This is a genomic window from Micromonospora sp. RL09-050-HVF-A, assembly GCF_019374995.1.
Taxonomy (GTDB): domain Bacteria; phylum Actinomycetota; class Actinomycetes; order Mycobacteriales; family Micromonosporaceae; genus Micromonospora; species Micromonospora antibiotica.
The window spans coordinates 1,209,580-1,235,204 of the sequence record NZ_JAGKQP010000002.1; the positions used below are offsets into that span (position 1 = coordinate 1,209,580).

General features: G+C 73.1%; 25 protein-coding genes. 4 read left to right on the plus strand and 21 right to left on the minus strand.

From position 1 onward, the window contains the following. Positions 1-146: 146 nt before the first annotated feature. From J7462_RS05650 to J7462_RS05730, 17 genes are all read right to left on the minus strand, one after another. Complete coding sequence (locus J7462_RS05650) at positions 147-1,505, minus strand: hypothetical protein (RefSeq protein WP_219462419.1); 1,359 nt, start codon at positions 1,503-1,505, stop codon at positions 147-149. Continuing rightward, the gene (locus tag J7462_RS05655; RefSeq protein WP_219462420.1) at positions 1,502-2,476 is read right to left on the minus strand and encodes an alpha-ketoacid dehydrogenase subunit beta; all 975 of its coding nucleotides are present in this window, start codon (positions 2,474-2,476) and stop codon (positions 1,502-1,504) included. The genes J7462_RS05650 and J7462_RS05655 overlap by 4 nt, the downstream gene beginning before the upstream one ends. A gap of 1 nt (position 2,477) precedes the next feature. Further along, a complete protein-coding gene (locus J7462_RS05660) occupies positions 2,478-3,446 on the minus strand; it encodes a thiamine pyrophosphate-dependent dehydrogenase E1 component subunit alpha (RefSeq protein WP_219462422.1) in 969 nt (322 codons plus the stop codon). Continuing rightward, complete coding sequence (locus J7462_RS05665) at positions 3,443-4,240, minus strand: DUF3050 domain-containing protein (RefSeq protein WP_208566504.1); 798 nt, start codon at positions 4,238-4,240, stop codon at positions 3,443-3,445. Before J7462_RS05665 ends, J7462_RS05660 begins: the two co-directional genes overlap by 4 nt. Positions 4,241-4,244: 4 nt before the next feature. Beyond that, positions 4,245-5,168, minus strand: coding sequence for a phytanoyl-CoA dioxygenase family protein (locus tag J7462_RS05670; RefSeq protein ID WP_219462425.1), 924 nt, complete (start codon positions 5,166-5,168; stop codon positions 4,245-4,247). Beyond that, on the minus strand, positions 5,165-6,274 hold the full coding sequence (gene hppD, locus J7462_RS05675; RefSeq protein ID WP_219462426.1) for a 4-hydroxyphenylpyruvate dioxygenase: 1,110 nt from the start codon (positions 6,272-6,274) through the stop codon (positions 5,165-5,167). Before hppD ends, J7462_RS05670 begins: the two co-directional genes overlap by 4 nt. Before the next feature lie 70 nt (positions 6,275-6,344). Next, the gene (locus tag J7462_RS05680; protein ID WP_219462428.1) at positions 6,345-7,604 is read right to left on the minus strand and encodes a beta-ketoacyl synthase; all 1,260 of its coding nucleotides are present in this window, start codon (positions 7,602-7,604) and stop codon (positions 6,345-6,347) included. Beyond that, positions 7,601-9,217 carry a class I adenylate-forming enzyme family protein gene (locus J7462_RS05685; RefSeq protein ID WP_219462430.1) on the minus strand — a complete coding sequence of 539 codons (1,617 nt, stop codon included), beginning with the start codon at positions 9,215-9,217 and terminating at the stop codon, positions 7,601-7,603. The genes J7462_RS05680 and J7462_RS05685 overlap by 4 nt, the downstream gene beginning before the upstream one ends. Beyond that, positions 9,214-9,738 (minus strand): beta-ketoacyl synthase chain length factor, encoded by a 525-nt coding sequence (locus tag J7462_RS05690; protein WP_308291096.1) that lies wholly within the window; start codon positions 9,736-9,738, stop codon positions 9,214-9,216. The genes J7462_RS05685 and J7462_RS05690 overlap by 4 nt, the downstream gene beginning before the upstream one ends. A 26-nt stretch (positions 9,739-9,764) precedes the next feature. Beyond that, complete coding sequence (locus tag J7462_RS05695; RefSeq protein WP_208566509.1) at positions 9,765-10,961, minus strand: beta-ketoacyl synthase; 1,197 nt, start codon at positions 10,959-10,961, stop codon at positions 9,765-9,767. Beyond that, entirely contained in the window at positions 10,954-11,199 is a 246-nt protein-coding gene (locus J7462_RS05700; RefSeq protein WP_208566510.1) for an acyl carrier protein, read from the minus strand. The genes J7462_RS05695 and J7462_RS05700 overlap by 8 nt, the downstream gene beginning before the upstream one ends. Continuing rightward, positions 11,199-11,465 (minus strand): acyl carrier protein, encoded by a 267-nt coding sequence (locus J7462_RS05705; RefSeq protein ID WP_208566511.1) that lies wholly within the window; start codon positions 11,463-11,465, stop codon positions 11,199-11,201. The genes J7462_RS05700 and J7462_RS05705 overlap by 1 nt, the downstream gene beginning before the upstream one ends. A gap of 158 nt (positions 11,466-11,623) precedes the next feature. Next, a complete protein-coding gene (locus tag J7462_RS05710; protein WP_219470016.1) occupies positions 11,624-13,015 on the minus strand; it encodes a class I adenylate-forming enzyme family protein in 1,392 nt (463 codons plus the stop codon). Between the two features lie 391 nt (positions 13,016-13,406). Further along, a complete protein-coding gene (locus J7462_RS05715; protein ID WP_308291097.1) occupies positions 13,407-14,642 on the minus strand; it encodes a beta-ketoacyl synthase N-terminal-like domain-containing protein in 1,236 nt (411 codons plus the stop codon). Positions 14,643-14,728: 86 nt separating this feature from the next. Continuing rightward, positions 14,729-15,997, minus strand: coding sequence for a beta-ketoacyl synthase (locus J7462_RS05720; RefSeq protein WP_219462431.1), 1,269 nt, complete (start codon positions 15,995-15,997; stop codon positions 14,729-14,731). Then, a complete protein-coding gene (locus J7462_RS05725) occupies positions 15,994-16,398 on the minus strand; it encodes a cupin domain-containing protein (RefSeq protein WP_219462433.1) in 405 nt (134 codons plus the stop codon). Before J7462_RS05725 ends, J7462_RS05720 begins: the two co-directional genes overlap by 4 nt. Then, entirely contained in the window at positions 16,391-17,098 is a 708-nt protein-coding gene (locus J7462_RS05730) for an SRPBCC family protein (protein ID WP_208566514.1), read from the minus strand. The genes J7462_RS05725 and J7462_RS05730 overlap by 8 nt, the downstream gene beginning before the upstream one ends. A gap of 372 nt (positions 17,099-17,470) precedes the next feature. Here J7462_RS05730 and J7462_RS05735 point away from each other — a divergent pair, with 372 nt between their 5' ends. The 4 genes from J7462_RS05735 (at position 17,471) to J7462_RS05750 (ending at position 20,773) form a co-directional block, all read left to right on the plus strand. After that, the gene (locus J7462_RS05735) at positions 17,471-18,355 is read left to right on the plus strand and encodes a BTAD domain-containing putative transcriptional regulator (RefSeq protein ID WP_219462436.1); all 885 of its coding nucleotides are present in this window, start codon (positions 17,471-17,473) and stop codon (positions 18,353-18,355) included. Then, positions 18,352-18,699, plus strand: coding sequence for a TcmI family type II polyketide cyclase (locus tag J7462_RS05740; protein WP_208566516.1), 348 nt, complete (start codon positions 18,352-18,354; stop codon positions 18,697-18,699). Before J7462_RS05735 ends, J7462_RS05740 begins: the two co-directional genes overlap by 4 nt. A gap of 226 nt (positions 18,700-18,925) precedes the next feature. Further along, a complete protein-coding gene (locus tag J7462_RS33560; protein WP_374197503.1) occupies positions 18,926-20,206 on the plus strand; it encodes a hypothetical protein in 1,281 nt (426 codons plus the stop codon). Positions 20,207-20,566: 360 nt separating this feature from the next. After that, complete coding sequence (locus J7462_RS05750; protein WP_145919792.1) at positions 20,567-20,773, plus strand: hypothetical protein; 207 nt, start codon at positions 20,567-20,569, stop codon at positions 20,771-20,773. 332 nt (positions 20,774-21,105) lie between these two features. On the opposite strand, the gene J7462_RS05755 is transcribed toward J7462_RS05750, so the two are convergent. The 4 genes from J7462_RS05755 to J7462_RS05770 all read right to left on the minus strand — a co-directional run bounded on the left by J7462_RS05755 (position 21,106) and on the right by J7462_RS05770 (position 25,597). Then, positions 21,106-23,214: an amino acid transporter gene (locus J7462_RS05755; protein WP_255597596.1), complete on the minus strand. Its 2,109-nt coding sequence runs from the start codon at positions 23,212-23,214 to the stop codon at positions 21,106-21,108. Between the two features lie 261 nt (positions 23,215-23,475). Continuing rightward, complete coding sequence (locus J7462_RS05760; protein WP_219462437.1) at positions 23,476-23,886, minus strand: hypothetical protein; 411 nt, start codon at positions 23,884-23,886, stop codon at positions 23,476-23,478. 116 nt (positions 23,887-24,002) lie between these two features. Next, positions 24,003-24,752, minus strand: coding sequence for a phosphotransferase (locus tag J7462_RS05765; RefSeq protein ID WP_219462439.1), 750 nt, complete (start codon positions 24,750-24,752; stop codon positions 24,003-24,005). 74 nt (positions 24,753-24,826) lie between these two features. Continuing rightward, positions 24,827-25,597, minus strand: coding sequence for a DUF5995 family protein (locus tag J7462_RS05770; RefSeq protein WP_219462441.1), 771 nt, complete (start codon positions 25,595-25,597; stop codon positions 24,827-24,829). Positions 25,598-25,625 lie beyond the last annotated feature (28 nt).

Here is a 25,625-nt window from a genome sequence, read left to right on the forward strand (position 1 = left end):
AAACCTCTTGATCACCGCACCCCAGCCCGGCCAGCGCCGGGTGATCAAGAGGTTTGCGTCAACATTCCGCGATCTGGTGACGCAAACCTCTTGATCACCGGGGCGGGGGGCGGAGGGGGGCGGGGCGGAGGGCGGGGCGGGGTGGGTCAGTTGGTGAGGAGGATGCCGGTGAGGAGGACGCCACGGGCCAGGTTGAGGACCTCGTCGCAGCCGGGGAAGCCGACCCGGGCCAGGGCACCCGAGCCGGTACGGCCGAACAGGTACGGGGCGATGCTGTAGGGCACCTCGGCGGTGACCGTCTCGCCGGTCTCGATCTGGACGAAGTCCATCTCCACCCGGTCGGCGGGCCAGTACCGCTGGAGGATGTCGCCGCCCCGGTCGAGGGCGGCGCGCAGGCCCTCGGCCCACTCCGCGTCGCCCATCTCCCGGCCGATGAGCACCCCGTGGCCGGCCGAGCCGTCGGCCGGCTTGACGACCAGGTTCTCCCGGTCGGCAAGTGCCCGGTCCAGTTCGGCGTCGGTGAACGCCACGGTGTGCGGCACGTACCGGCGGACCAGGGCCTGGTCGTCGACGGAGAGCAGGTCCAGGTCCTCGTAGAGCCAGGCGAAGTTGATTTTGTTGCCGAGCAGCCAGGCGGCGGTGCTGACGAACATCGGCAGGGTGCCGGCGTCGAGCGCCCCGGCCACCGCGTCCAGGCCGGCGCTCGGGGTGACCCGGTTGGGCACGAAGAGCCGGAACAGCGCGTCAACCGGTGCGCCGCCGACGACCAGCCGCTTCGCGTCATCGAGGGTGGCCGTGCCGACCGGGGCGATCACCAGGTCGATGCCGAAGCGGCGGGCCTGGTCGATCAGCGGCGAGAGGATCTTGATGAAGTCGTCCGGGGTCTCCAGGCCGGGGTAGTCGGCGTCGAAGTCGAGCAGCAGCGCCACCCGGGCCCCGTCGGGCAGGGACAGCCCGTCGCGGATCGCCACGAACCGCTGGTCCAGCAGGGAATCCGCCGGCCGCACCGGCAACCCGTCGAGGATGCCCTGCTCCTGGTAGAGCGCCGCGTACCGGCGGACCACCGTGTCGGCGTCGAAACCGCCGCCCAGGCTGCTGTCGATGTTGTACTCGACGATCCTCGGCACCCCACCGGAGATCAGCACGTCGGGCCGGTAGGCGGCGAGCAGCTCCTCGGACAGCTCCTCGGACTCGTCGAGCAGCCGCGTCGCCCCCGCGGGCACCCCGAGCAGCTCGCGCAGCTCCCCGGCGGTGCGGGCCCGCCGCCGGCAGGCGTCCAGGATGAGCTGGGCGATCCGGTCGCAGACCTCGTTCAGCTCACGGAACGCGTCCGCCGGCATGACCGGGGGCCGGGCCAGCCGCCACTGCTTGTTGTACGTCGCACAGCCGTAGAAGATCTCCCGCCAGGCGGCGGCCCCGCTGGACACCATCGCCGTACGGGCCGGCTCCGGCAGCTCGCGCCACGCCTGACCGGGCTCGGGCCAGAGGTAGTTCGGATCGGTCATGATCTGTCCTTCATGGTCAGTTGGATGGCGGCGGTGAGTTGCTCGCGGCCCGGCTGCACGGCCCGGTCGAGCACCGGCGCGAAGGGCAGCACCGCACCGTCCGGCCGGGTGACCCGGCGCGGCGGCGCGACCAGCGGCACCCGCTCCAGCACCGAGGTGATGATCTCGGCGGCGATGCCGCAGGACCGGTTGGAGTCGTCGACCACCACCAGCCGGCCGGTACGGGACACCGAGTCCAGCAGGCCGTCGAGGTCGAACGGGTAGATCGTGCGCGGGTCGAACACCTCCACCGACACCTGGTCGGCCAACTCCTCGGCGACGGCCAGCGCGTCGTGCACCAGGTGCCCGACGGCGACGACGGTGACGTCGTCGCCGGCCCGGCGGACCACCCCGCGCCCCAGCGGCACCGGGGCGAGGGTGGCGAAGTCGACGTCGTCGCGGACCTCCAGCGCGGCGGCCGGGGCGAAGACCACCACCGGGTCGTCGTGCCGGATCGCCGAGGCCAGCAGCCCGTACGCGTCGGCCGGGGTGGCCGGCACCACGGTGACGATCCCGACGTGCGCGAACAGCGAGTACGGGTGGTCGGAGTGCTGCCCCGCCCAGCCGGTACGGGAACCGGAGCCGGGCACCAGGTAGGTGACCGGCACCGAGCACTGCCCGCCGGTCATCATCGGGAACTTGTGCGCGTGGTTGACGATCTGCTCGAAGACCAGGAACAGCAGGGACGGGATCTGGAACTCCACCACCGGCCGCAACCCGGCCAGCGCGGCCCCGGTGGCGAAACTGGTGAACGCCTGCTCCGACAGCGGGGTGTCCAGCACCCGGTCCGGTCCGAACCGCTTCAGCAGGCCCGGGGTGACGTTGGACGCGCCCGCCCGGATGTCCTCGCCGAGCAGGAACACCGACTCGTCACGGGTCATCTCGTCGGTCAGCGCCCGGGTCAGCGCCTTGCGGTAGGACAACCGTGGCATCTCAGGAGCCTCCCCGGGCGGTCAGCCCACTGGCGTACAGGTGGTCCAACGCACCAGCCGGGTCCGGTTCGGGGCCGGCCAGGGCGAACGCGACGGCCGCGTCGAGGGTGGCCTCCACCTCGGCGTCGACCGTCTCCCGGTCGGCCGGGGACAGCCGGGCACCCTGGATGTCCACCGGGTCCCGGGACCGGCCGTCGGCCACCTCCTGCGGCGTGCGGTACGCCAGGCGTACCGCGTGTTCGAAGGTGTGGTGGGCGTCGAACCGGTAGGTGCGGGCCTCGACCAGCTCCGGCCCGCCGCCGTCGCGCATCCGCGCGACGGCGGCGGCCGTGACCTGCCGGACCGCCTCCGGGTCCTGTCCGTCGACGACGACGGCCGGGATGCCGAACGCCTCGGCCCGCCCGGTGATGGTGCCGGCGACCGCGCCGGCCACCGGCATGGTGGTGGCGTAGCCGTTGTTCTCGCAGACCAGCAGCACCGGCACCCGCCAGAGCGCGGCCAGGTTGAACGCCTCCAGCAGCATCCCCTCGTTGACCGCGCCGTCACCGAAGAAGCTCGCCCCGACCACGGGGTTGCCGCGCTGCCGGTGCGCCCACACCGCGCCGGTGAGGATCGCCGGGGACGCCCCGACGATGGCGTTGGCGCCGAGCACCCCGATGGAGAGGTCCGCGGCGTGCATCGAGCCGCCCCGGCCCCGGTTCAGTCCGGTTTCCCGGCCGCACAGTTCGGCCATCATCCGGGCCGGGTCGGCACCCTTGGCGAGCACGTGGCCGTGCCCCCGGTGGGTGCCGGTGACCAGGTCCCCCGCGTCGAGTGCGGCGCACACGCCGGCGGCGATCCCCTCCTGACCGAGGTAGGGGTGGATGCCGCCGACGATGTGCCCGGAGCGGACCAGGGCGATGGCCCGCTCCTCGAACCGACGGATCAGCCGTACCGTGCGGTAGAGCCGGGCCGGGTCGGCGTCGGTCACCGGTCGCGGCCCTCCTTGACGGCGGCGAGGATGTCGTCCCAGAGCTGCGCGCGGGCGGTCAGCGCCAGGTTGACCGTGTCGGCGCACTCCTGCCACTTGGTGTCGTCGTCGCCGCACAGGTCGGCGAGCATCTGCATCGCCATCGGGGTGTGCTGCTCACCGTCGACCTCGATGTGCCGCTCCAGGTAGTCGACGAAGGTGTGCAGCCGGTTGCTGCGCTCGTTGACGGCGACGACCTGGGTGAACATGTCGGGGATCAGGTCCTCCCGGCCGAACGCGAACGCGGCGGCCTGACAGTGCACCGGGGTCGAGGAGATGATCTGCCAGGTGGTGGCGGCGAAGGCCCGCGACGGTGCGGGCACGCCCGCCTCGACCAGCGCGTCGGTGACCGACGAGCCGGCGCGCAGCAGCTCGACCAGCCGGTCGACGGCGGTGGTGTCCGCGCCCGCCTCGCCCATCCCCCGCACGTACAGCTCGAAGTGGCTGATGAAGCCCTCGCCCAGCTCGTCGCTCTCCTCCACCATGACGATGTCGTTGATCAACCGGCGGCTGCCGGTCGGCCCGGTGGGGATCCACGGCACGTCGACGCAGGTGAGTTGCCGCTGCAACGACTTCAGCAGGGACATGAAGTCCCAGACCGCGAAGACGTGGTGCTCCATGAAGGTGACCAGCGCCTCGTGGGTGTCCAGGTTGGCGTAGAGCGGGTGCTTGACCACCACGTCGCGGCGGTCGGTCACCGCCTTCTCCAGCCGCTCGATGCCCGGGTGTGTCTTGCCCCAGTCGTACCGTGACATGTTTCTAGCCTTCCTGCTGGGCGCGCTCGCGCCAGATGACCGGGCAGTAGTCGGGGTCCGCGTAGTCCGGCCGACCCTCGGGGGTACGGCGGACCAGCACGTCGTGGTTGTACGCGGCGAGGGTGCCGTCGGAGAGCGGGAACTCCCGGTGGGCGTTGTCGCCGTCCTGCAGGTGCAGCGAGATCGCCCGGCGCGGGCGTCCGCTGACGTTCGCGCCACTGCCGTGGTAGGTGCGGCAGTGGTGGAAACTCATGTGCCCCTTGGGGATCACCATCGGGATCTTGCGGATCTGTGCGCCGTTGTGCGCCGCGTTCTCGGCCAGCATCTCCTCGAGCTGGTCGCGGTCCCGGTCGGCGAAGTGCCGGACCACGGTGTCGTCCGCGCCGATCTCCGACCACCGGTGCGAACCGTCGACCATGGTGATGGTGCCCATCTCCTCCCCGCAGTCGTGGAACGGGATGAACGCGGTGAGCATCCGCTCCGACGACGAGGACGACCAGTAGTGCTTGTCGAAGTGCCAGGGCACGATGTTCGACGGTTCACCCGAGATCGGCGGCTTGTAGATCAGCGTGGACTGGAAGATGCGGATCTCGTCGGCCTGCGCCAGCCGGGCGGCGACCGCGCCGATCAGCGGCTTGCGCAGGATCGCGGCGATCCCGTCGTGCTCGTAGTGGACGTAGTCGTTGTGCCGCTGCACCGGCCCCTTCGACGGGTCCCAGTAGGCCAGCTTCGGCGGGCGCACCGGCAGGGTGCGGTCCCGCTCACCGTCGTAGTAGCGGTCGGTGGCCGCGGTCAGGGCGTCCACCTCGGCGTCGGTGAGCAGCTTCTTCGTCAGGTACCAGCCGTGCTCGGCGTAGTGCCGCACGTCCTCCGCTGAGGGGAGCAGTGACTCCTCCTCGGCGGTCAACGTCGGATGTGTCGTGGTCATGCCCCTACTCCTCGTGCCGTGCCGACCGCGACGGCGGGGGTCGCCCCCGCCGCGGCCAGCTCCCGTTCCTTGGCCTCGTAGAGCGCCCGGATGTTGCCGCTGCCGAAGGTGCGCGCCCCCCGCCGCTCGATCAGCTCGAGGAACAGGGTGCGGCGGACGTGCATCGACTCGGTGAAGATCTGCAACAGCTGCCCGCCGTGGTCGGCGTCGACCAGGATGCTGAGGTCCCGCAGCCGGTCCAGCGGCGCGTCCACCTTGCCGACCCGCTGCTCCAGGGTGTCGTAGTAGGCGGCCGGCGTGCCGGCGAAGCGCACCCCGCGGGCGCCCAGCGCGCCGACCGCGCCGACGATGTCGTCGGTGCGCAGCCCCAGGTGCTGCACCCCGGCCCCGTGGTGCTCGGTGAGGAACTTGTCGATCTGACCGGGCCGCCGACCGGCGTCCGGCTCCAGCAGCACCAGGGTGACCCGTCCGGAGGCGTCCTGCACCACCTTGGAGTTCATCGCCTGCCCGGCGACCTCGATGTGCTCCTCGAAGATCTGCGCGAAGCCGAACACCCGCTCGTAGAGCGCGACGGTGTCGTCGAGCTGACCGGGCGGCACGCAGACCGCCAGGTGGTCGATCTCGGCGAGCAGCCGCGGGTCGGTCCCGCCGGCCGGGGTCGCCTCGATCGCGCCGGGCAGGAAGTCGTCGGAGTCTCCGCGCCGCTCCACCAGCCGGTGCAGCACGTCACCGAAGCCGCCCACCTCGGCGGTCACCACCTCGGCGTCCGCGCCGGTCCAGGTGCGCGGCGGCGTCACCGGCGTCGCACCCCGGGCCACCAGCTCCGCGTACGCCCCGGCGGCGTCGCCGACCTCCACCGCCACCACCGCGATCCCGTCACCGTGCCGGGACACGTACGTCGAGGCGGGATGGTCGGCGGTGAGCCCGGAGGTCAGCACCATCCGGATGTCGGCCTGACCCAGCAACAGGGAACGCTGCCCGACCAGCCCGGTCTCCGGACCGCCCTGGCCCCGCAGGGTGAAACCGACGGCGGTCCCGAAGTAGAAGGCCGCCTGTCGGGCGTCCCCCACGTACAGTTCAATGTGGTCTATGCCACGAATATCCATCTCTCCAGCCCTTCCCCATGTCCCCCCGTGACTGCCGTCCGGGCGCGTGCGGCCCGGGTCGCAGCGTCGATCACCTCCCCGGCCCGGCGGGCCGGACGCCAGCCCCGGTGGTACGCCGCAGCAGCAGGCTCACGTTCTGCCCGCCGAATCCGAAGGAGTTGGTGAGCGCGAATTCGGCCCGGCTCGCCCGTGGCACGTCGCGGACGTGGTCAGCCGGGCAGTCCGGGTCCGGGTCGTCCAGGTGGTACGTCGGCGGCAGCAGGCCGGCGCGCAACGCCAACGCGCAGGCCGCCGCCTCCACCACCCCGGACGCGCCGAGCAGGTGCCCGGTGAGCGCCTTGGTGGAGCTGACCGGCACCCCGCCGACCCCGAAGACCTTGCCCAGCGCGGTGCTCTCGGCGATGTCGCCGAGTTTGGTGCCGGTGCCGTGGGCGTTGACGTAGCCGACCTCGGCCGGCGGAACGTCGGCCCGGGCCAGGGCCTGCCGCATGCAGTCGGCCGCCCCCTCACCGTCGGGCCGGGGCATGGTCGGGTGGTGCGCGTCGGTGGTGCTGCCGTAGCCGGCCACCTCCGCATAGCTGCGGGCGCCCCGGGCGGCGGCGTGCCCGGCCCGTTCCAGCACCAGCAGGGCGGCCCCCTCGGCGAGCACGAACCCGTTGCGTCGCCTGTCGAACGGTCGGCTCGCCTCGCTCGGGTCGGCCCAGCCGCGGGCCAGCGCGCGGGCGTTGCCGAAGGTGTCGGCGAAGGTCGGGAAGAGCGGCGCCTCGCTGGCCCCGCAGAGCACCACGTCGGCCTCACCGGCCCGGATCAGCCGGGCCGCGTCGGCGACCGCCTGGGCCCCGGAGGCACAGGCCGTGCCGACCGACGAGCTGTAACCCCGGATGCCGTGGGCGATGGCGATCCGCGCCGACGCCATGTTGGGCAGGATGCCGGTCAGCAGGTACGGGCTGACCGCCGCCCGGCCCCGCTCGGTGCGGGCGATCACCTGCTGCTCCAGGGTGGACATCCCACCGACCCCGCCGACGATGACGCCGATCCGCGCCGGGTCGACGTCCCGGCCCACCTCGATGCCCGCGTCGGCGAGCGCTTCGGCGGCGGTGAGCAGGGCGAACAGCACGACCCGGTCGAGTACCTTGGTCTCCGGGCCGGTGGCGACCGTACGCGGGTCGATCGGCGGGAGCACCCCGGCGACCTCGAGCGACTCCCGGGCCGGGTGTCCCTCGGGCGGCCGGCTCAACCCGGACGTCCCGGTGGTCAACGCGGCGAAGGTGGCGTCCACCCCCCGCCCGACCGGGCTGAACAGGCCCATCCCGGTGATCACGACGGTCATGATGACGACCCGGCGAGGTAGCGTTCGCGCAGCGCCACCTTGCGGACCTTGCCGGTGACGGTGACCGGGATGTCGTCGGCGCTCACCGGCACCACCCGACGCAGGGTGGCTCCCACGTCCGCCCCGAGCGCGGCCCGGATCGCCTCGGTCCGGTCGACGGTCGGGTCCGCCCCGGCGGCCAGTTCCAGCAGCACGTCGGTGGTGACCGTGTCACCGTCGGCGACGATCAGCACCGTGCAGTCGGTGACGTCGGGGCAGGCGGCGAGCACCCGTTCCTCGGACAACGCGGTGAAGTAGCGCCGCCCGTCGGGCAGCGTCACCGAGTCGACCGCCCGGTCCAGGTGGTAGTAGCGACCGTCGGCGTCGGCGTGGACCAGGTCACCGGTGAGGTACCAGCCGCGCAGCCGGAACCGGTAGCTGGTCACCGAGTCGTTCCAGTAGCCCCGGAACAGCGACGGCGAGTCGATGCCGAGGAAGCCGACCTGACCGGGGGGCAGCTCGTTGCCCTCGGCGTCGAGGACGGCCACCCGGGCGAACCGGTAGGGGCGGCCCACGCAGCGGCCGTACCGGTCGGTGTCGGTGGTGTGCGTGATGTGGAACATCGAGTGCCCCATCTCGCTGGAGCCGAGGCCGTCGATGAAGACGGAACCGGGGACCCGGGTGACGCCCTGCCGGGTGAACACGTCCCGCGAGCCGACCGCGACGAGCCGGCGTACGTGCGGCTCGTGCGAGCAGTCGCCGGTGTTGAACCACAGCCGCACCGAGTCCAGGTCGTACCCGCTCAGGTCGAAGCGGGCCAGCTCCGCCCAGGTCATCGAGAAACCGAAGACCCCGTCGGGCCGCCACTGCCCGATGGCGTCGAGGACCCGCTCGCCGCCCTGCTCGGACAGCAGGAACATCTCCGCCTGGTTGCCCAACGCCTGGTTGACCATGAGCACCGTCGCGGTGTGCGGGGCGGGCAGCGCGTTGAGGATCCGCCGGGTGCCCTGCGCCTGCGGCATGGACAGCAGGTGCCGGGTGGCGGCGAAGAGGCTGGCGTGCGAGTGCAGCACCGCCTTCGGTACCCCGGTGGTGCCGGAGGTGTGGGTGATGACGATCGGGTCGTCGGGGTGGTGCCGGTAGTCGGCGGGGGCCTGCGCCGGGTCACCGCTGCCGGCCTCCTGCGGGGTGCCCAGCAGGGGTGCGCCGAGGTCGTGCCCGGCCAGCAGCTCGGTGTGCGCGGCGTCGGTGAGCACCCCGGCACCGCGCAGCCGGCGGATGTACTCGGCGGCGATCTCGGGGCGCAGCTTGCCGTTCATCAGCGCCGGGATCGCGCCGAGCCGGGCCAACGCCAGGAAGCTCAGCACCATGTCGGCGGCGGCGGTGGCCCAGACGGCGACCGGGTCACGGGGCCGCACCCCCCGGTCGTGCAGCCAGGCCGCCCGGGCGGCGACCCGCTCGTCGAGCTGACCCAGGGTGAGCGGCTGCCCGGCGGGGTGCCCGTCGACCGGGGTGTCGAAGGTCAGCCCCGGCCCCTGCGGGTCCGCACCGTGGGCGAGCACCCGGGCCAGCACGTTTCCCGCGCCGAGTTGCGGATCGGCGGCGAGCGCACCCCGCAGTCCCTTCGTCCTCATTGACTGTCTCCTCCCCCCAGCAGCACCGCGACCGCACCGGTAGGCGTCGCGTCGGGTGCCTCGTCGATCAGGACCAGCAACGCCTCGTCGGCGTCGCCGTCGTACAGCAGCAGTTCCCCCTCGGCGGTGGCGTCGGCCCGTGGGTCGCCGGTCGGGCTCAGGCACACCACCGGACCGGTCAGTCCCCAACGGGCGGCGACCTGCCCGGCCACGCTGTTGGGCACCGACTGGAAGAAGAACAGTGGACCGACCCGCCCCCCGGCGGCGACGGTCGACCGGACGTGCGTGGCACTGGGCCGGTCCCCGGCGGCGCTGACCAGCACCACCGCGCACCGGGCCCCGGCCGGGGCCGGGCTCGGGCGACGTTCCAGGCACCGCCCGGCCGCCGCCGCGACCAGCGGCGCGAACGCCGAGTGCACGAACCCGGGCAGCGGCGGTGGTGGCCCGTCGCCCGGCTCCGGCCAGCGCGCCTGCGCCAGCACCCGGGGTGCGCCGTGGCCGGCCGGACGGCCCGGGACGATCCCGTGCCCCGGGCCGCGCGTGCCGGTCACGGCGCACCCACCAGCAGTGCGGTGTTCGCGCCGCCGAAGGCGGCGTTGAGGCTGAGCGCGTACCGGCTGGTGACCGGGCGGGGCGCGGCGGTGACCACGTCCAGCGGGCAGGCCGGGTCGGGGCCGAGCCAGCCGGCGTTGACCGGCAGTTTCCCGTGCCCCAGCGCCGCCACGGTGACCACCAGTTCGAGCAGGCCGGACGCTTCCAGCGCGTGCCCGTGCAGCGCCTTGGTGGAGCTGACCGGCACCTGCCCGGCCTGCTCGCCCAGGGCCAGTCGCAGCGCCGCCGCCTCGGAGGCGTCACTGAAACCGGTGCCGGTGGCGTTCGCGTTGACGTAACCGACCGCCCCGGCGGGCAGGCCGGCCCGGCCCAGCGCCGCTCCGACCGCCCGGGCCAGCCCCGCGCCCTGCGGATCGGGTTGGCAGGGGTGGTGGGCGTCGCCGGCCCGCCCCCATCCGACCAGCGTCGCCACGGGGCTGCCACCCCGGGCGCGCAGCGCGGCGGCGGACTCCAGCACGACCGCGGCCACCCCGTCACCGAGCAGCAACCCCTGCCGTCCGACGCTGAACGGACGTACCGCCCCGTCGGCGGCGAGCGCACGGCCGGCGTCGAAGAGCGCGAACTGGTCCGGTTCCACCAGGTAGCCGGCGGCCACCACGACCCGGTCGGTGTCCCCCCGGTGGATCATCGCGGCGGCGTCGGCCACCGCGCTGCTCGCCGAGACGCAGGCGGTGGTGTAGACCCGGGTGGGGCCGCCGAGGCCGCACCGCCGGGCCAACCGGACGGCCAGTGTGGGCAGCTCCGGCCAGGCCGGACCGGCGTCGTCGCGTTCCCCGTCGGCCCACCACGGGTCGTCGGTGTCCGCGACCGGCCGGTCGTCGGTGTACGGGCCGGCCAGGGTGGCCGGGCCGCCGTGGGTGGCCAGCAACAGCGCCGCACCGGCCCGCTGTGCCGGGTCGAGCCCGGCGGTGACGCAGGCCGCGTCGACGGCGTCGGCCAGCTCCTGCGGCAGGGTCGCCACGTCGGGCCGGGTGGCCGCGACGGTCACCCGGCGGCCGGTGGTGGCGAAGCGGCCCACCGGCCGGAACGCCGGTACGCCGGACAGGACCCCGGCCAGCAGCGCGTCCACGCCCCTACCGAAGGCGCTGACCGCGTACGTGCCGGAGATCGTGACGGGTGCCCGCTCAACCATCGGCGGGGGCGGGTAGGTAGGTGTGGAACACGGTCAACGCGTCGTCGACGGTACGGATACCGGCGAGCTGGTCGTCGGTGAGGTCCAGCTGGGTGCCGTAACGCTGTTCGACGAGGTGCACCAGCCACGCCAGTTCCATCGAGCCGACCCGGTGCGGGACCTGCTCGACGGGTTTGCCGGTGAGTTCGGCGAGCATGCTCACCAGGTCAGCTCGCCCCAGGTCGGGCTGACCGGACATCAGCGGTTGTCGGTGGTCGCCCCGGCGACCCGGTCGGCGACCATGGTGGTGAACTCCCCCACCGTCATCAGGGCCAGCTTCTCCGACTCGTCGTCGGCGAACCGCAACCCGTACCGGTCCTCCACCCGGACGGACAGGTCGGACAGGGCGAGGGACTCCAGGTCCACCCCGGACGGGCCGAGGGTGGTGTCGTCGTCGATCCCGTCGACGTCGTAGTTCATGTCCTGGAGCTGCTCGATGACGAAGGTTCGGACCTCGTCTCGCATGACGGTTACCTCTCTCGATGGGCGAGTTGCCGGCACCCGGTCGGGGCACCGCGCGGGGACGGTTCGGGCGTACCGCCGACGGTCGGCCGGTGGCGACGCGGTGGTGACTCCCCGGCGGTCCTCGGGGACCGGCCGGGGGGTGGGATGGAGCGGACCGCTCACGGGGCCGCCGTTCGCAGCACGTCCAGCGAGCGGACCAGTTTGCCGGTGGTGGTACGCGGCAGTTGCGCCACCATGTGCAGGGTGCGGGGCCGCTTGTAGCCGGCCAGTCGTTCGGCGAGCAGCTTGTCCAGTACGTCCTCGGACAGCGGGCCGTCGGGCTGCACGAAGGCGGTGATCCCGTCGTCGTAGGTGACCACGGCGGCGGCCACCCCGGGCAGGCCGGTGAGGGTGGCCTCGACCTCGGTGAGGTCGACCTTCAGGCCCCCCACGGAGACCTGCGAGTCGAGCCGGCCCCGGACGGTGACCAGGCCGGTGTCCGGGTCGACGGTGCCCGCGTCGCGGGTACGCAGCCAGCCGTCGGCCCAGCGGTCGGGGTCGCTGAGCCCGACGTACGGCGAGGCGGGACAGCTGATCAGCAGCTCACCGTCGGACTCGCGGACCTCGATGCCGGGCGCGGGCATGATCGCCGGCCGGTGGCTGCCGTGCAGGTCGGTGCCGATGACACCGACCTCGGTCATCCCGTACATGTTGCCCAGTGGTACGCCGTGCCGGTCGGTGAACGCCTGCACGACGGCCGGCGGGACCAGCTCCCCACCGGTGGTCATCCGCTTGAACTGGGGCAGGGGCCCGTCCGGGCGGGTGGAGGCGAGCAGGCCGATGTGGAAGGGCACGCCGAGGACGGTGGCCGGGGTGTCCTGGGCGGCGATCGCGGCCAGCACGGCGTCGCCGCCGAGCCGCTGCGGCGGGACCAGCTCGACGCGGGCGTGCAGACCGTAGAGCAGCCCCCCGACCAGGCCGAGCACGTGCACCATGGACGGCAGCAGGATGATCCGCTCGCCGGGCAGCGCCACCCCGTCGATCCGGGTGTAGCGGTGCACCTCGGCGACCAGGTCGGCGGCGGTGCGTCCGATCACCTTGGACGGTCCGGTGGAGCCGGAGCTGAGCTGGATCACGGCGTGGCCGCTGACCGCCGGGCGGTCCGCGTAGCCGGTCACGCTCTCGGTGACGTCGACGAAGACCTTCAACGCGCCGCCGGTGGTGCGGGCCGGGGCCACCACCACCTGCGGGGTGAGCCGGTGCAGCGCGCGGTCGACCTCGTGGTCGGTGAGCCGGTGGTCGAGCAGCACCGCCTGGCCACCGCTGCGCCACGTGGCCAACAGATTGACCACATAGGACAAAGAGGGCGGCAGACGCAACGCGACGGCCCCGCCGGGGCGCAGTCCGGCGGCGCGCAGCCGGTCCTGTGCCTCGACGACCAAGCGGTGCAGGGTGGCCCGGTCCACCGGCTCGGGCAGCCGGAGACAAATGTCGGTCGGACGGCCGCAGAACAACACGTCGTCCACCCAACCGGGGTCTTGCGCCGCAGGATCTTCCGTCGGGCGATACATGGTCACCGCCGGTCACCGTCCAGCATAGAATCGGGCAAAAGCGCCCATAAATGATGTCTCTTGGCGTGCTCACGGCACCCTACGACAGCCCGGAAGAGCATTTCTAGATGCGAATGGCTAGATCATAAAAGGCGGCCGGCCGGATTGCCGCCGCTCGATCGGCCGGGCAGGATCGGGCGCGTACGCCGACCCGGGACACCGCCGGCGGCATCGCCGTGCCCGCCGATCCGATGTGGAACCAGGCAGCCCGACGACGCCCCACCCCTGGTCAGCACCGGTCATCATGGACGGTGGACCGGGCACCGCAGGCGGCACCGGCGGATGCGGACGGAGGTGTGCCCGGCGACAGGTCCCTGCCGCCGGGCACACCCCCGGAAGTGACGCACAGTGATCAGTCGGTGGCGCTCCTCGGTCGTGGGACGGCACCCCGCAACACCAGCGCGCTGTTGAACCCGTCGAAGCCACGCGCACAGACCAGCGCCACCCGACTGACAGGCCGACGCGGGGCCCGCAGGAAGTCCAGCTCGCAACCCGGGGCCGGATCGACCGGACCGGCCGAGGCGGGCAGCGTGTCGCGGTGGAAGGCGAGCAGCGCGGTCGCCACGTCCAGGGCCGACCCGCCCTGGTGGGCCCGACCGGTCAACGACTTGTGGGTGCTCACCGGCGGCGGCCGGTCACCGAAGACCGCCCGCAGCGCCGTCGCCTCACTGCGGTCGTAGCGGGGCACCCCGAGGGCGTCGGGCACGACCAGGTCCACCTCGTCGGCGGTGCTGCCGGCGCGGGCCAGCGCCAGTCGCATCGCCCGCGCGTACGTCGCCGGGTCGCCGGCGGTGTCCGGGCCGGTGTGCACCGCGTCGTGGGTGGCCGCCCAGCCGGTCACCTCCCCGTAGATCCGGGCACCCCGGGCCAGGGCGTGCTCCCGCTCCTCCACCACGAAGACCGCACCCCCCTCGGCCGGCACGTACCCGCCGGCCACCCGGTCGAACGGCCGGTACGCCGCCGCCGGCTCGTCGACGGCGCTGAGCAGCCCGGAGCGGAGCTGACAGGCCAACGCGTACGGGCTCAGCGGGCACTCGGTCGCCCCGGCGATCACCACCGACGTGCCCCGCCGGATGGTGCGTACCGCGTGCGCGAGGCTGTCCAGCCCACCGGCGGCCTCGGCGACCAGCACCCCCGACGGTCCCTTGAACTGGTGGTGGATGGACAACTGCCCGACGCTTGCCGCATAGAACCAGGCGATCGACTGGTACGCCCCGACGGTGCGGCTCGACCCGCCCCAGAGCCGTTGCAGCTCCCGCTGCCCGAACAGGTTCCCCCCCGACGAACTGGCCAGGGTGACCGCCCAGTCGTACGGGTCGGGGGCGCGGGCGGGCAGTCCGGCGTCGGCGAGCGCCAACGCGGTCGCGGCGAAGCCGAGCTGGGTCCACCGGTCGGTCTGCACGAGCTGCCGGGTGTCCACGTACGCGGCCGGGTGGAAGTCGGGGACCTCGCCGCCGACCCGGGTGGGGTAGCCGGTCGGGTCGAACAGGGTGATCGGCCCGGTCCGCCGGACGCCCCCGGTCACCGTCCGCCAGTGCGCGTCCACGCCGATGCCGCTGGGCGCGACCACCCCGATCCCGGTCACCACCGCCCGCCGGTCCCCGTCCGGGTCACCGGGGGCGGTCGCCCGGGGCGGGCCGGAACCGGCAGCGGTCACCCCGGCAGCGGAGCGCGTCACCGCGTCACCGCCAGCCGACGGAAGAGCATCGCGGACTGGAAGCCACCGAACCCGCTGCCCACCGACAACGCCACGTCGACCGGGGTCTCCCGGGCCACGTTCGGCACGTAGTCCAGGTCGCACTCCGGGTCCCGGGTGGTCCAGTTGGCCGTCGGCGGCACCACGCCGTACTCGATGGCCAGGGCGCAGGCGGCCATCTCGATGGCGCCGATCGCGCCCAGCGAGTGCCCGACCATCGACTTGATCGAGCTGACCGGCACCCGGTACGCCGTCGGGCCGAGGGCCCGCTTGAACGCCGCCGTCTCGTGCCTGTCGTTCTGCCGGGTCCCGGACCCGTGCGCGCTGACGTAGGAGACCGCCGACGGGTCGAGGCGGGCCTGCCGCAGTGCCGCCGCGATGGCCAACCCCATCTCCACCCCGTCAGGTCGCAACCCGGTCATGTGGAAACCGTTGCTGCGGCTGCCGTAACCGGCGACCTCGCAGTAGACGTGCGCGCCGCGCCGCCGGGCATGCTCCCACTCCTCCAGCACCAGCACCGCGGCCCCCTCGGCCAGCACGAAACCCTGCCGGTGGGCGTCAAAGGGTCGGCTGGCGTGCCCCGGGTCGTCGTTGTCCGGGCTGGTCGCCCGGATCGCGTCGAACGAGGCGACGGTGACCGGGGAGATCGGCGAGTCGGCGGCACCGGCCAGCACGATGTCCGCCTCCCCGTCGACGACGAGCTGGTGGGCGTACCCGATGGCGTCGATGCCGGAGGTGCAGCCGGTGGAGACCACCTGCGCCGGGCCGTGCAGCCCGTGCCGGCAGGCCACGTCGGCGGCGAGGCTGCTCGGCACCAGCGCCTGATAGAGGTACGGCCCACCGAGGGCGTGGTCGACCAGCCAGTGCCGACCCGAGTCGCTGACCCGGACGTACTCCTGCTCCAGGGCGGTGGTGCCGCCGACGGCGGTGCCCAGCACCACCCCGGCGACGTCCCGCTCGGCGTCGGTCAGGTCGAGCCCGCTGTCGGCCAGCGCCTCCGCCGCGCAGGCCAGCGCGAACTGCACGTACCGGTCGGAGCGTTGCCGCTGCGCCGGGGTGAGCCCGGCGGCGTCCGGGTCGAAGTCGCACTCGGCGGCGATCTGCGACCGGTACGGCGACGGGTCGAAGAAACTGATCCGCCGGGTGGCCGTGCGCCCCTCGGTGAGGGTCTTCCAGAACCGGTCCCGGGTGACGCCGCCCGGGGCGACCACCCCGACACCGGTCACCACCACGCGGCGGCCGGTCACGACGGGCCCCGCTGCTCGACCAGCTCGGTGTCGACATGGCCGAGTTCCGGGCGGGGGGCGAGCGGGCCGAGGTGGAAGACCACCTCGGCGGCGACGTCGCCGGTGTTACGCAGCCGGTGCCGCACGTTGCGCGGCACGAACAGCGCCTCCCCGGCGGCCAACGGCACCGGCACGTCGTCCAGGTCGACGGTGATCGTGCCGCGCACGAGATAGAGGAACTCCTCGCTGTACGGGTGGTAGTGCTCGGCCACCCGGTCACCGGGGTCCACCGTCACCACCCCCATGAACCCGGAGGTGCTGCCGACGGTACGCGGGCCGAGCAGCACCCGCAGTTCCCCGCCGCGCCGCCGGTCGGCCGGCACGTCCCGGGCGGCGACCAGTCCGGTGGTGACCTCACTCATCGCCGCCTCCCGCGTACGCCCGCTCGATCCGTTCCTTGATCACGGCCAGTTGCACCCGGCTGTTGGTGTTGATCCGCTCGGTCATCGCCGCGTCGTCCACCGGGGCGGTCGGCTTCATCGCGAAGTCCTGCACCCAGGTCATCCGGGTGCCCGCAGGCTCCGTGTCGTAGTACCAGTGGATCCGCATGTACTCGAACGGACCGGTCTCCACCCGGCGGGCCCGCACCTGCCAGGTCGCCGGATCGGTGGTGCGCTCGCTGACCCAGCTCCACGCGACGCCGTTCTCGTCGGGGTGCATGGTGAGCCGGAACCGCACCGTGTCCCCGTCGCGGTGCAGGATCTCCACCACGGCGTACTCGGTGAACAGGTCCGTCCAGCGCGCCACGTCGTTGGTGATCTCCCAGACCAGCGGCAGCGGGGCGGCGATGAGGATGCTGTTCTCGGTGTGCCCGGCCGGCCCGGCGGCGGCCACCAGGTCGGCCACACCGCCGATGCTGAGCTGCCCGGCCTGCTCGGGGATGCGTACCCGCCAGCGGTCGGCGACCACGGCGGACAGCTCCAGCAGGGCCAGCGAGTCCATGCCCAGTTCCTCCAGGCTGGCGGCGGGCGCGCGGGCGGCGGCGGCGGCGTCGAGGCCGCACCGGGTCACCAGGATCTCGGTGATCTCACTGGTGAGTGCCGTGCCATGGGTGACGGTCATCTCGGGTCCTCCTCCACCGGGCGGCTCACCCCGGTAGCCGTCACCTTCCGGCCGGGCCCGTCACCCGGGCGTCACCCGCCGACCCGCGACACCCCCACAAAGTGGTGACGTTGCGTTGACGCAGGCTGTGTATCGGCTATGCGAGAGCTGTCCATTGTGATGGAGGTTCGCAGTTCAGAGGCAATATCGCCCAGTCACGATACCTACACTATTGTTGACTGAGAGTAATCACATTGGTAGTGTTCGTGCCGGCCGGTCCGGTGGGAACGGCGGGTCCGGCAGCACAGCGAAGCGACCCGGCCACCGCGTCACGACCGACCGCGTCGGGACACCGGACGATCTGGACCCAGGCTTGCGTGCAGGGGGTGCGCCGTGACCGGTCATGCCAGCACGCCGACCAGTGACGTCCCGGCCGACCCACCGGTACGCCTGCACCTGCTCGGCGGCTTCCGGCTGCTGCACGGCGACCACCCGGTGGTGGTCCCCCGAGGGCTGCAACGGGTGATCGCCGTGATCGGCCTGCGCCCCGGCGCCACCCGCAGCAACCTCGCCGGCCTGCTCTGGCCCGAGGTGCCCGAGGAACGGGCGTTGTCGTCGCTGCGCACCGCACTGTGGCGGCTGCGCCAGGACCCCTGCTGCCCGCTACTGATCAGCGGAGACACCGTCCGCCTCGACCCGACGGTCCGCCTCGACGTGGACGACCTCGTCGCCACCGCGGCCCGGGTCCGCGACGGGGACGACCCGCGCACCACCGCCGTCGCGCTCGCCGCCGGCAGCCGTGACCTGCTCCCCGGCTGGTACGACGACTGGGTGCTGCTGGACCGGGAACGACTGCGCCAACTCCGCCTGCACATGCTGGAACAGCTCGCCGTCGACCACCTCGACGCCGGCCGGCACGGCGAGGCGTTGCAGGCCGCCCTGGCGGCGATGGCCGCCGAGCCGCTGCGCGAGACACCACACCGCCTGGTGGTACGCATCCACCTCGCCGAGGGCAACGCGTTCGAGGCGGTACACGCCTTCTACGTCTACCGGGACCTGCTCATGCGGGAACTGCGCCTGGAACCCTCCCCCACGATGTGCGCCCTGGTCGACGAGACCCTCGCCCCCATCCGGCAGGCCACCCGCCGCACCCCGGCGGCCCGCCGTCACGATCCGGACGAACGGTGTGACGACCAGGTGACACCTCCTGCGCCAGGGTGGATCCACCGAGAGCCCTGGACCGATCGGGGCGCACCACCGGCGAGAGGGGTCCGATGAGCCGTCTGGTGATCGTCAGCAGGATCATTCCCGGCGCGGAGGGGCGGGTCGCCCAGATCTTCGCCGAATCCGATGCCACCGAACTGCCCGGACTCACCGGGCTGCGCCACCGCTCCCTCTACCGCCTGCACGACCTGTGCGTACACCTGATGGAGACCACCGAGGTCGACCTGGACACCCTGGTCACCGCGTACAACCACCCGCTCTACCAACGGACCAACGAGCGGTTGTCGGCGCACACCTCGGCGTACCTGCCGACCTGGCGCTCCCCCCGGGACGCGCCGGCCGGCTGCTTCTACAGCTGGGACGTCTCCGACGCCCCCAGCCCGGAGGCCCTGCGCTGAGCAGCGCGGACACCGCCTCGGGCCACCACCGGGCCCGGTCACCACCACCGGTGGGTACGGCGACGGCGACACCGTGTCGTGACGTCGCCACCGCCCGACACCGGTCATTTCACCTGCGCAACGAGGGGCGGTCCTCCCTGTCGTCCGACATTCGCGTGTGCAAAGCTGCGGCGGGTCTTCGCGTTTTCCTCGCGACTTCAACGACATACGCAATAGGGAGGTAGCCGTGCCGTCGACTTTCGGGCAATGGCTGATCGTGATCCTGGCCCTGCTGGTGGGCCTGGGCGGAGGCTGGGCGCTGTGGGGACGGCAGAAGCCGGCCGCCACCTCGCCCATCGTGGAGGGTGACCCGGTCGTCGGGCTCTCCGCCGAGGAGAAGGCCGCCGCCGCCACGATCGACACACCGCGCCCGATCGCCACGGTCGACACCTCCCCGGCCCCCGCCGCCGTCGTGGACCAGCCCACCCCGCACACCGCGCCGGACACCGACCACGCCGCCCCGGCCACCGACTCGACCACCCTGACCGCCGACTCGACCGCCGACTCGACCGCCTCGACGATCTCGACCGCCGACTCGACCGTCGACGAGCACGCCATCACCGCCGTCGACGGCACGCCCACCACGATCGCCGCCGAGCGGTCCGCCCCGCTGGCCGACATCGACGACGAGTCGACCACCGCCGACCTGACCGGTCGTACCGTCTCGGACGAGAAGCCCGCGAGCACCGACGCCGACGAGACCGTCGCGCCGGTCCCCGCGCCCCGGGCGACCGTCGAGGACACCCCCGACACCCCGGGTACGGCGACCGCGCTGCCGCAGCCGACCACGGTCGACCCGGACGGCCCGGCCGCGAGCAGCACGGAGACCGGGGCCGACCCGCTCGCGGCTCCGAGCGCCGAGACCACGCAGCCCGCCGAACCGGCCATCGAGCCGGCCGCCGCCGAACCGGCCGCCGAACCGGCCGTGGCCGAGCCGGCCATCGAATCGGTCGCCGCTGAGCCGGCCATCGAGCCGGTCGCCGCTGAGCCGGCCACGCAGGTCGCCACCGTGGCGGACGGGGAGTCGACGATGCCGGCGAGCGTGCCGGACCCGGACCTGTCGGGCGCGGACGACGTGGACACCGCCCCCGTGGCCGTCGCGCCGGCGGTCCCGGCGCAGCGCACCTCCGTCGAGGACACCGCCCCCGCCGCAGAGGACACTCCGGTCCCGGCAGCCGCCCCGCTGTCGGACGCCTCCCCCACCCAGGGCGGGTCGGCGGACGACTTCCGTCGCATCCAGGGTGTCGGCCCGAAGATGGCCGCCGCGCTCCAGTCCGCCGGCATCCACACCTACCAGCAGCTCGCCGCGCTCGACGAGACGGGCCTGCGGGAGACGATCCGCGCCGCCGGACTGCGCGCCACCGCGAGCCTGGCCACCTGGCCGCAGCAGGCGAAGGTGCTGGCCGGTGCGGGTGCCGAGGCCGAGCGGGTGCTGCCCACGCCGACCGGTGGCGACACCCGGGACTGATCCAGCTCACCCGACAGGGCCGGTGGGCGGGCGTCATGCGCACCCGCCGGCCCTGTCGCGTTTTCGGCCGGAACCCCGCGATTCGGCCTGAACCCCGGCTCCTGCGGTCGCGCGACCGCACCAGACGCGGCACCGCGCCGAAACCCGTGGACTTCCACAGTGCCCAGCCGCACGGGCGTCCCCGGTGCCGGGTCGACCTTCAGCCGGCTGGGTGGGGGTCACCGACCACCGTCGCGTCGGGTCGATCGCCGGAGAATCCAGCATCATCGCGCTGACCGTTCCGGAATACCGTTTATCCGGTCCCGGCCGGTGGGTACATGGGCGTCACCTCGAACACAACACAAGCCGGGAGGCACCCCCATGCGCGGTTCGTCGATCCTCGGAGTCATCGTCGTCATCTGGCTGGTCATCGGCGCCATCGCCGCTGGTCAGCGAGGCTATTACGGAAACGATGACACCAACTGTGCCGAGGCCGGCACCATCCTGGTGACCATCGTGGCCGGGCCGCTCAACTACATCGGCGCCAACCCGAAGATCGACTGCAAGCTCCCCGAGCCGTCGAAGTAAACCGTCGCACCCCGGCCCGCGCCCACCCCTCGGGGCGCGGGCCGCATCATGTCCGCTCCAGATCACCCCCCACCCACCCCCGCCCTGAAACCCCCCACCCAACCCCTAAACCATCCTAGGAGCCTACCCCACTACCCCCACCTCCCGCCCCCACCTCCGCCCACCCCAAGCCGCCCCAAGCGCCCCAGGCCACCCCAGGCCGGTGATCAAGAGGTTTACGTCACGCCGACAGGGTTTTCTGACGTATACCTCTTGATCACCTGACGCAAAGCTCTTGATCACGGGAGGGAGGGAGGGAGGGAGGGGGGAGAGGGGCGGCGGGAGGGGGTGGGTCAGCCGCCCACGTGGATGCCGGGGCGGCGGGAAGGGTCGGGTTCACTCTTGCGGATGATCTCGCGGACCACGGGTGGGGTGTCGCCCCGACCGAGGATCAGGTAACGCAGCAGGTGGGCGAGCGGGTTGCCCTCGGACCACTCGAAGTGGGCGTGTGGTCGGACGCCGGTACCGTCGCGCAACGCCAGCAGGATCGCGGCGATCGCGTTCGGCACCGCCGGGCTGCTGGCCCGCAGCACCCGGAAACCGCCCACCTCGACCCCGTGCACCCGCAGCACCCGGCTGAACTCCGACGGGTCCACCACGTCGATCTCCAGGAAGAGCACGTCGGAGGCGCCCGGCACCGGGTTCATGCCCCGCTGGACCCGCTCCTTGACCCGGTACTCCTTGAGCGCGCCGGTGTCCCGCTTGTTGGCGATCAGGTGCAGTCGACCGTCGTGGGCCAGTGACTCGGCGACGAACCGCCGGGCCGGCCCGTCGAAGTCGATCCGCTCGGCCCGTAGCTCGGTGGTGCGGGTGATCCGGGAGACCAGCGAGACCACGACGATGCCGGCGATGAACAACCCGGAGATGGCGATCCCGTCCGGCTTCTCGATGACGTTCTCGACCAGCGCGTAGAGCAGCACCGCGGTCAGCACGGCGAAGCCGGACGCGGCGAACCGGTGCCGGGCCCGCAGGGTCGCGATGGTCACCGCCACCGCCCCGGAGACCATCATCGCCAGGATGCCGGTGGCGTACGCGCCGGCCTGGGCGTTGACGTCGGCCCGGAAGGCGACGGTGATGACGATGCTGATCAGGGTGTAGACCAGCACCACCGGTCGGACCGCCCGACCCCACTCCGGCGCCATCCCGTACGACGGCAGGTAGCGCGGCACGATGTTGATCAGGCCGGCCATCGCCGACGCCCCGGCGAACCAGAGGATCAACACGCTGCTGATGTCGTAGACGGTGCCGAACCCCTCGCCGAGGCGGGCGTGGGCCAGCCAGGCCAGCGCCCGGCCGTTCGCCGCGCCACCCGGCTGGAACTCCCGGGGCGGGATCAGCACGGTGGTGACGAAGGTGGTGGTCAGCAGGTACCCCGACATGATCAGCGCGGCGGCGGTGAGCAGCCGGCGGGTGTTGCGGATCCGGGCGGCCAACCGCTGCTCGCGGTCCGCGCCGGCCCCGCGTACCAGGGGCATCATGCTCACCCCGGTCTCGAAGCCGGACAGGCCCAGGACCAGCAGCGGGAAGGCCAGCACCGCCGGGCCGAGCAGATCCCCCACCCCGGAACCCCCGGCGGTCAGGGCCGCCGTCCAGTCCCGCACGGTGCCCGGATCGGCGGCGATCTCGGCCAGACCGACGGCCACCACCACCGCGTTGAGACCGAGAAAGACCACCACCAACGGTACGGCCACCAGCACCGCCTCGCTGAACCCGAGCAGGAAGACCCCACCGAGGACGAGCAGCAGCGCCACCGTGACCAGCACGGCCACCCCGTCACCGTGCGGTGCCGACGACGGCAGGTACGGGTTCTCCAACAGGTGCACCGTCGCGTCGGCGGCGGAGAGCGTGATCGTGATGATCCAGGAGGTGGCGACGAAGCCGAGCAGCACCAGCACGAACAGTTTGCCCCGCCAGAACGGCAGCAGCCGCTCCAGCATCGCCACCGACCCCTGCCCGTGTGGGCTCTCCCGGGCCACCCGCCGGTACATCGGCAGCATCCCGAGCAGGGTGAGCGCCACGATCAGCAGGGTGGCCAGCGGGGAGAGCGCCCCGGCGGCGAGCGCCGCGATGCCCGGCAGGTAGGACAGGGTGGAGAAGTAGTCGACCCCGGTCAGGCACATCACCTGCCACCAGGGGTGCCGGCGTTGGCTACCCTCCTCGGTCTCCGGGCCGACCGGCTGCACCCGGTACGCGAACAGCCACCGGCGCAACGCGCCACCGGGCTGCGCCGGCCGGGCATGGCTGTCCACGCACTCCGGGAGCCCCACCGGTCCCGGCCGGGTGCGTTCGCCCTGCCCGGCGGCCCGTGCCTCGCGCAGCGCCCGCCCATGCCCCGGCGGCGGCGTGCTCCCCCGCCGTTCCCGGGTCCGCCGCTCCCGCGCCCCGTCCCGCCCGTCCGCCATCCCCCGACCGCCCTCGTAGGCCCTGACCCGACGGTAGGCGCTGAACCGGCCCCCACCGGCCAGAACAGGGGAAGCCGGGCGGACCGGCCCGGCGACGCTACCCGGGCGGGCCGGGCCGGCAGACCGGGCAAACCGGGCCGGGCAGGGCCGGGCCGGGTCAGGGCGGTCAGGGCGGTCAGGGCAGGACTGTCGGGTCGGGGCCTGCCGGCCGAACCGGGTGGATGGTCGGTCGGGAGCCGGGCGCGGCCACCGGGCGGGTAGTCAGGTGCGGCGGGGATGGCCGGCCGGCACGCGGCGCAGGGCCGCCAACAGGGCCGCCGGGTCGGTCACCGTGACCGTGGCCGCCGGATGGCGCAGCCACCGGCCGGGGGCCAGCCCCGACACCGGTGTGCCGAAGCGCAGGCACACCCCGGCCGTGGTGCCGGTACCGAAGGTCACCCCCCGGTCGGCCAGGGACAGGTGCGGCCCGACCGCCCGCCACCAGCGGTACGGCCCACTGCGCTGCACGTCGACCACGTTCCCCCGCCCGGTCCGCAGCTGCCAGCGGCCGAACCGGATCACCAGTTCCTCGTCGTCGAGCAGCACGGCGCAGGTCTGCGGACGGATGCCGAGCAGCGCCAGCGGAACCCGGAACCCGGGGTCGAACCGGAAGGCGAACCGTTGTACGGGCATGACCGACGGGTACCCCGCGCGCGTGGCCCGACACCCGAACGGGCCGAACCGGTGGGGCCGCCCGAGGGCCGCCCGCCCACCGTGCGAGACGGCCGCCCCGGATGCCGCCCGCCGGGTCATTCCAGGGCGCGGGTCCAGTCCTCGACGTGGGTGCCCAGGTGGTCGGCGACGGAGCGCCAGTAGGGGCCGTCCTCGGCGTGGATCCGGGCCCACGGCTGCACGCCGTCGCGGGCCCCGGCGCACAGCAGGTCGTACATCGCCCGGGCCCGGGGGGCGAGGGTCGCGGCGAGCGCGGGACGCTCCGCCGCCGGTAGGTCGTACCCGTCGACGAGGGTGCGCAGCCGGTGGGCCGACTCCGCGACCGGCCGGTCGGGGCGCATCCCGGCCATCGCCTGGGCGGCGTACGCCAACTCCCAGCGGCGGGTGCCCGGCCCTGCGCCGTCCCAGTCGATCAGCACCCAGCCGCGTGGGGCGCGGACCAGGTTCCACGGTGCCGCGTCGTGGTGGCAGAGCAGGTCCGCGCCGTCGGGTCGGATCGGCACCTGCCAGCGGGCCGGCCCGGGGGGCGTGAAGTCGGCGACCGCGCGGTGCAGGTCGGCCAGCAGCCGGCCGATCGAGGCCAGTTCCGCCGTGCGGTAGAGACCCGAGGGGTGACCCAGCTCCCCCGGCACGTACTCCAGCACCTGGCGGCCCTGGTCGTCGCGGCCCAGCGGGCGGGGCGCACCGTCGAAACCGACGTCGTGCAGGTGGGTCAGCAGGGCGTCGACGGCGTCGGTCCACGGGCCGACCGGCCGGCGGACGGTGTCGCCGATGCGGACCACACCGGTGGTGACGTTGCCGGGCAGCGGTTGTTCGATCGGGCTCACCCGGCCATCCTGGTCGAACGGACGCGTCCCCGCGCGCCGGTTTCCCGGCGCGCGGGGACCCCCCGTCCCGGCTGCTACTGCAGGAACGCCCCCAGCGGTGAGAGCAGCAGCCGGCCGAGCGCCGCGGCGTTGTCGTCCAGCCGCGCGCGCTCGCCGTCTCGGGCCTGCGGGTCGTGCCGGCAGCGCCAGATCTTCTGCGCGTTGCGCCAGGCCACGTCCCGGGTGTACTCGACCAGTTCGCCCTGGTACCAGTCGTCGATGTCGCCGTTGAGCATGTCGATCAGCAGTTGCCACCGCTCCAGGTAGCCCCGCCGCAGCGACGGGATCTTGTCGGCGAAGATATCGTTGATCTTGAGATAGTCACGGTGCTGTTCGGTGCCGTCCACCGGCTCGGACTCCAGGTGGTCGAACGTGGTCACCAGGGCGAACGGCAGGTCGAAGTTGATGTGCGCGTTCACTCCCGCCGCCGCCGACGGCAACGGCCGGGCGTCCGGTCCCTTCATCCGCTTGAACAGGCACGACCAGGCGCGCGGGGTGGTCGGGCTCGACTCGGTCCACAGCCGCATCGCGTCGAAGTAGCGGGCGGCGAACTCCACGTCCAGCCGGGACAGGAACACCGGGTCCGCGAAGTAGTCGTCGTAGAGCCCCTCCAGCACCCGGCTGGTGATGGTCAGGTAGAGCCGGTTGAAGTCGGCCAGCGGGCAGCTGCCCTCCAACGGCGGTAGCCGGACCAGCAGGTCCTGAAGTTTGGTGAGGTGGTCGACCACCGCCGGGACGTCCTCCGGATGGTCGGCGAGCAGATCGACGATGTCCACGTGGACGGGGCCCCAGACCGGTTCCGTCATGTCTCCTCCACAGTGGTCGGGGCAGCGC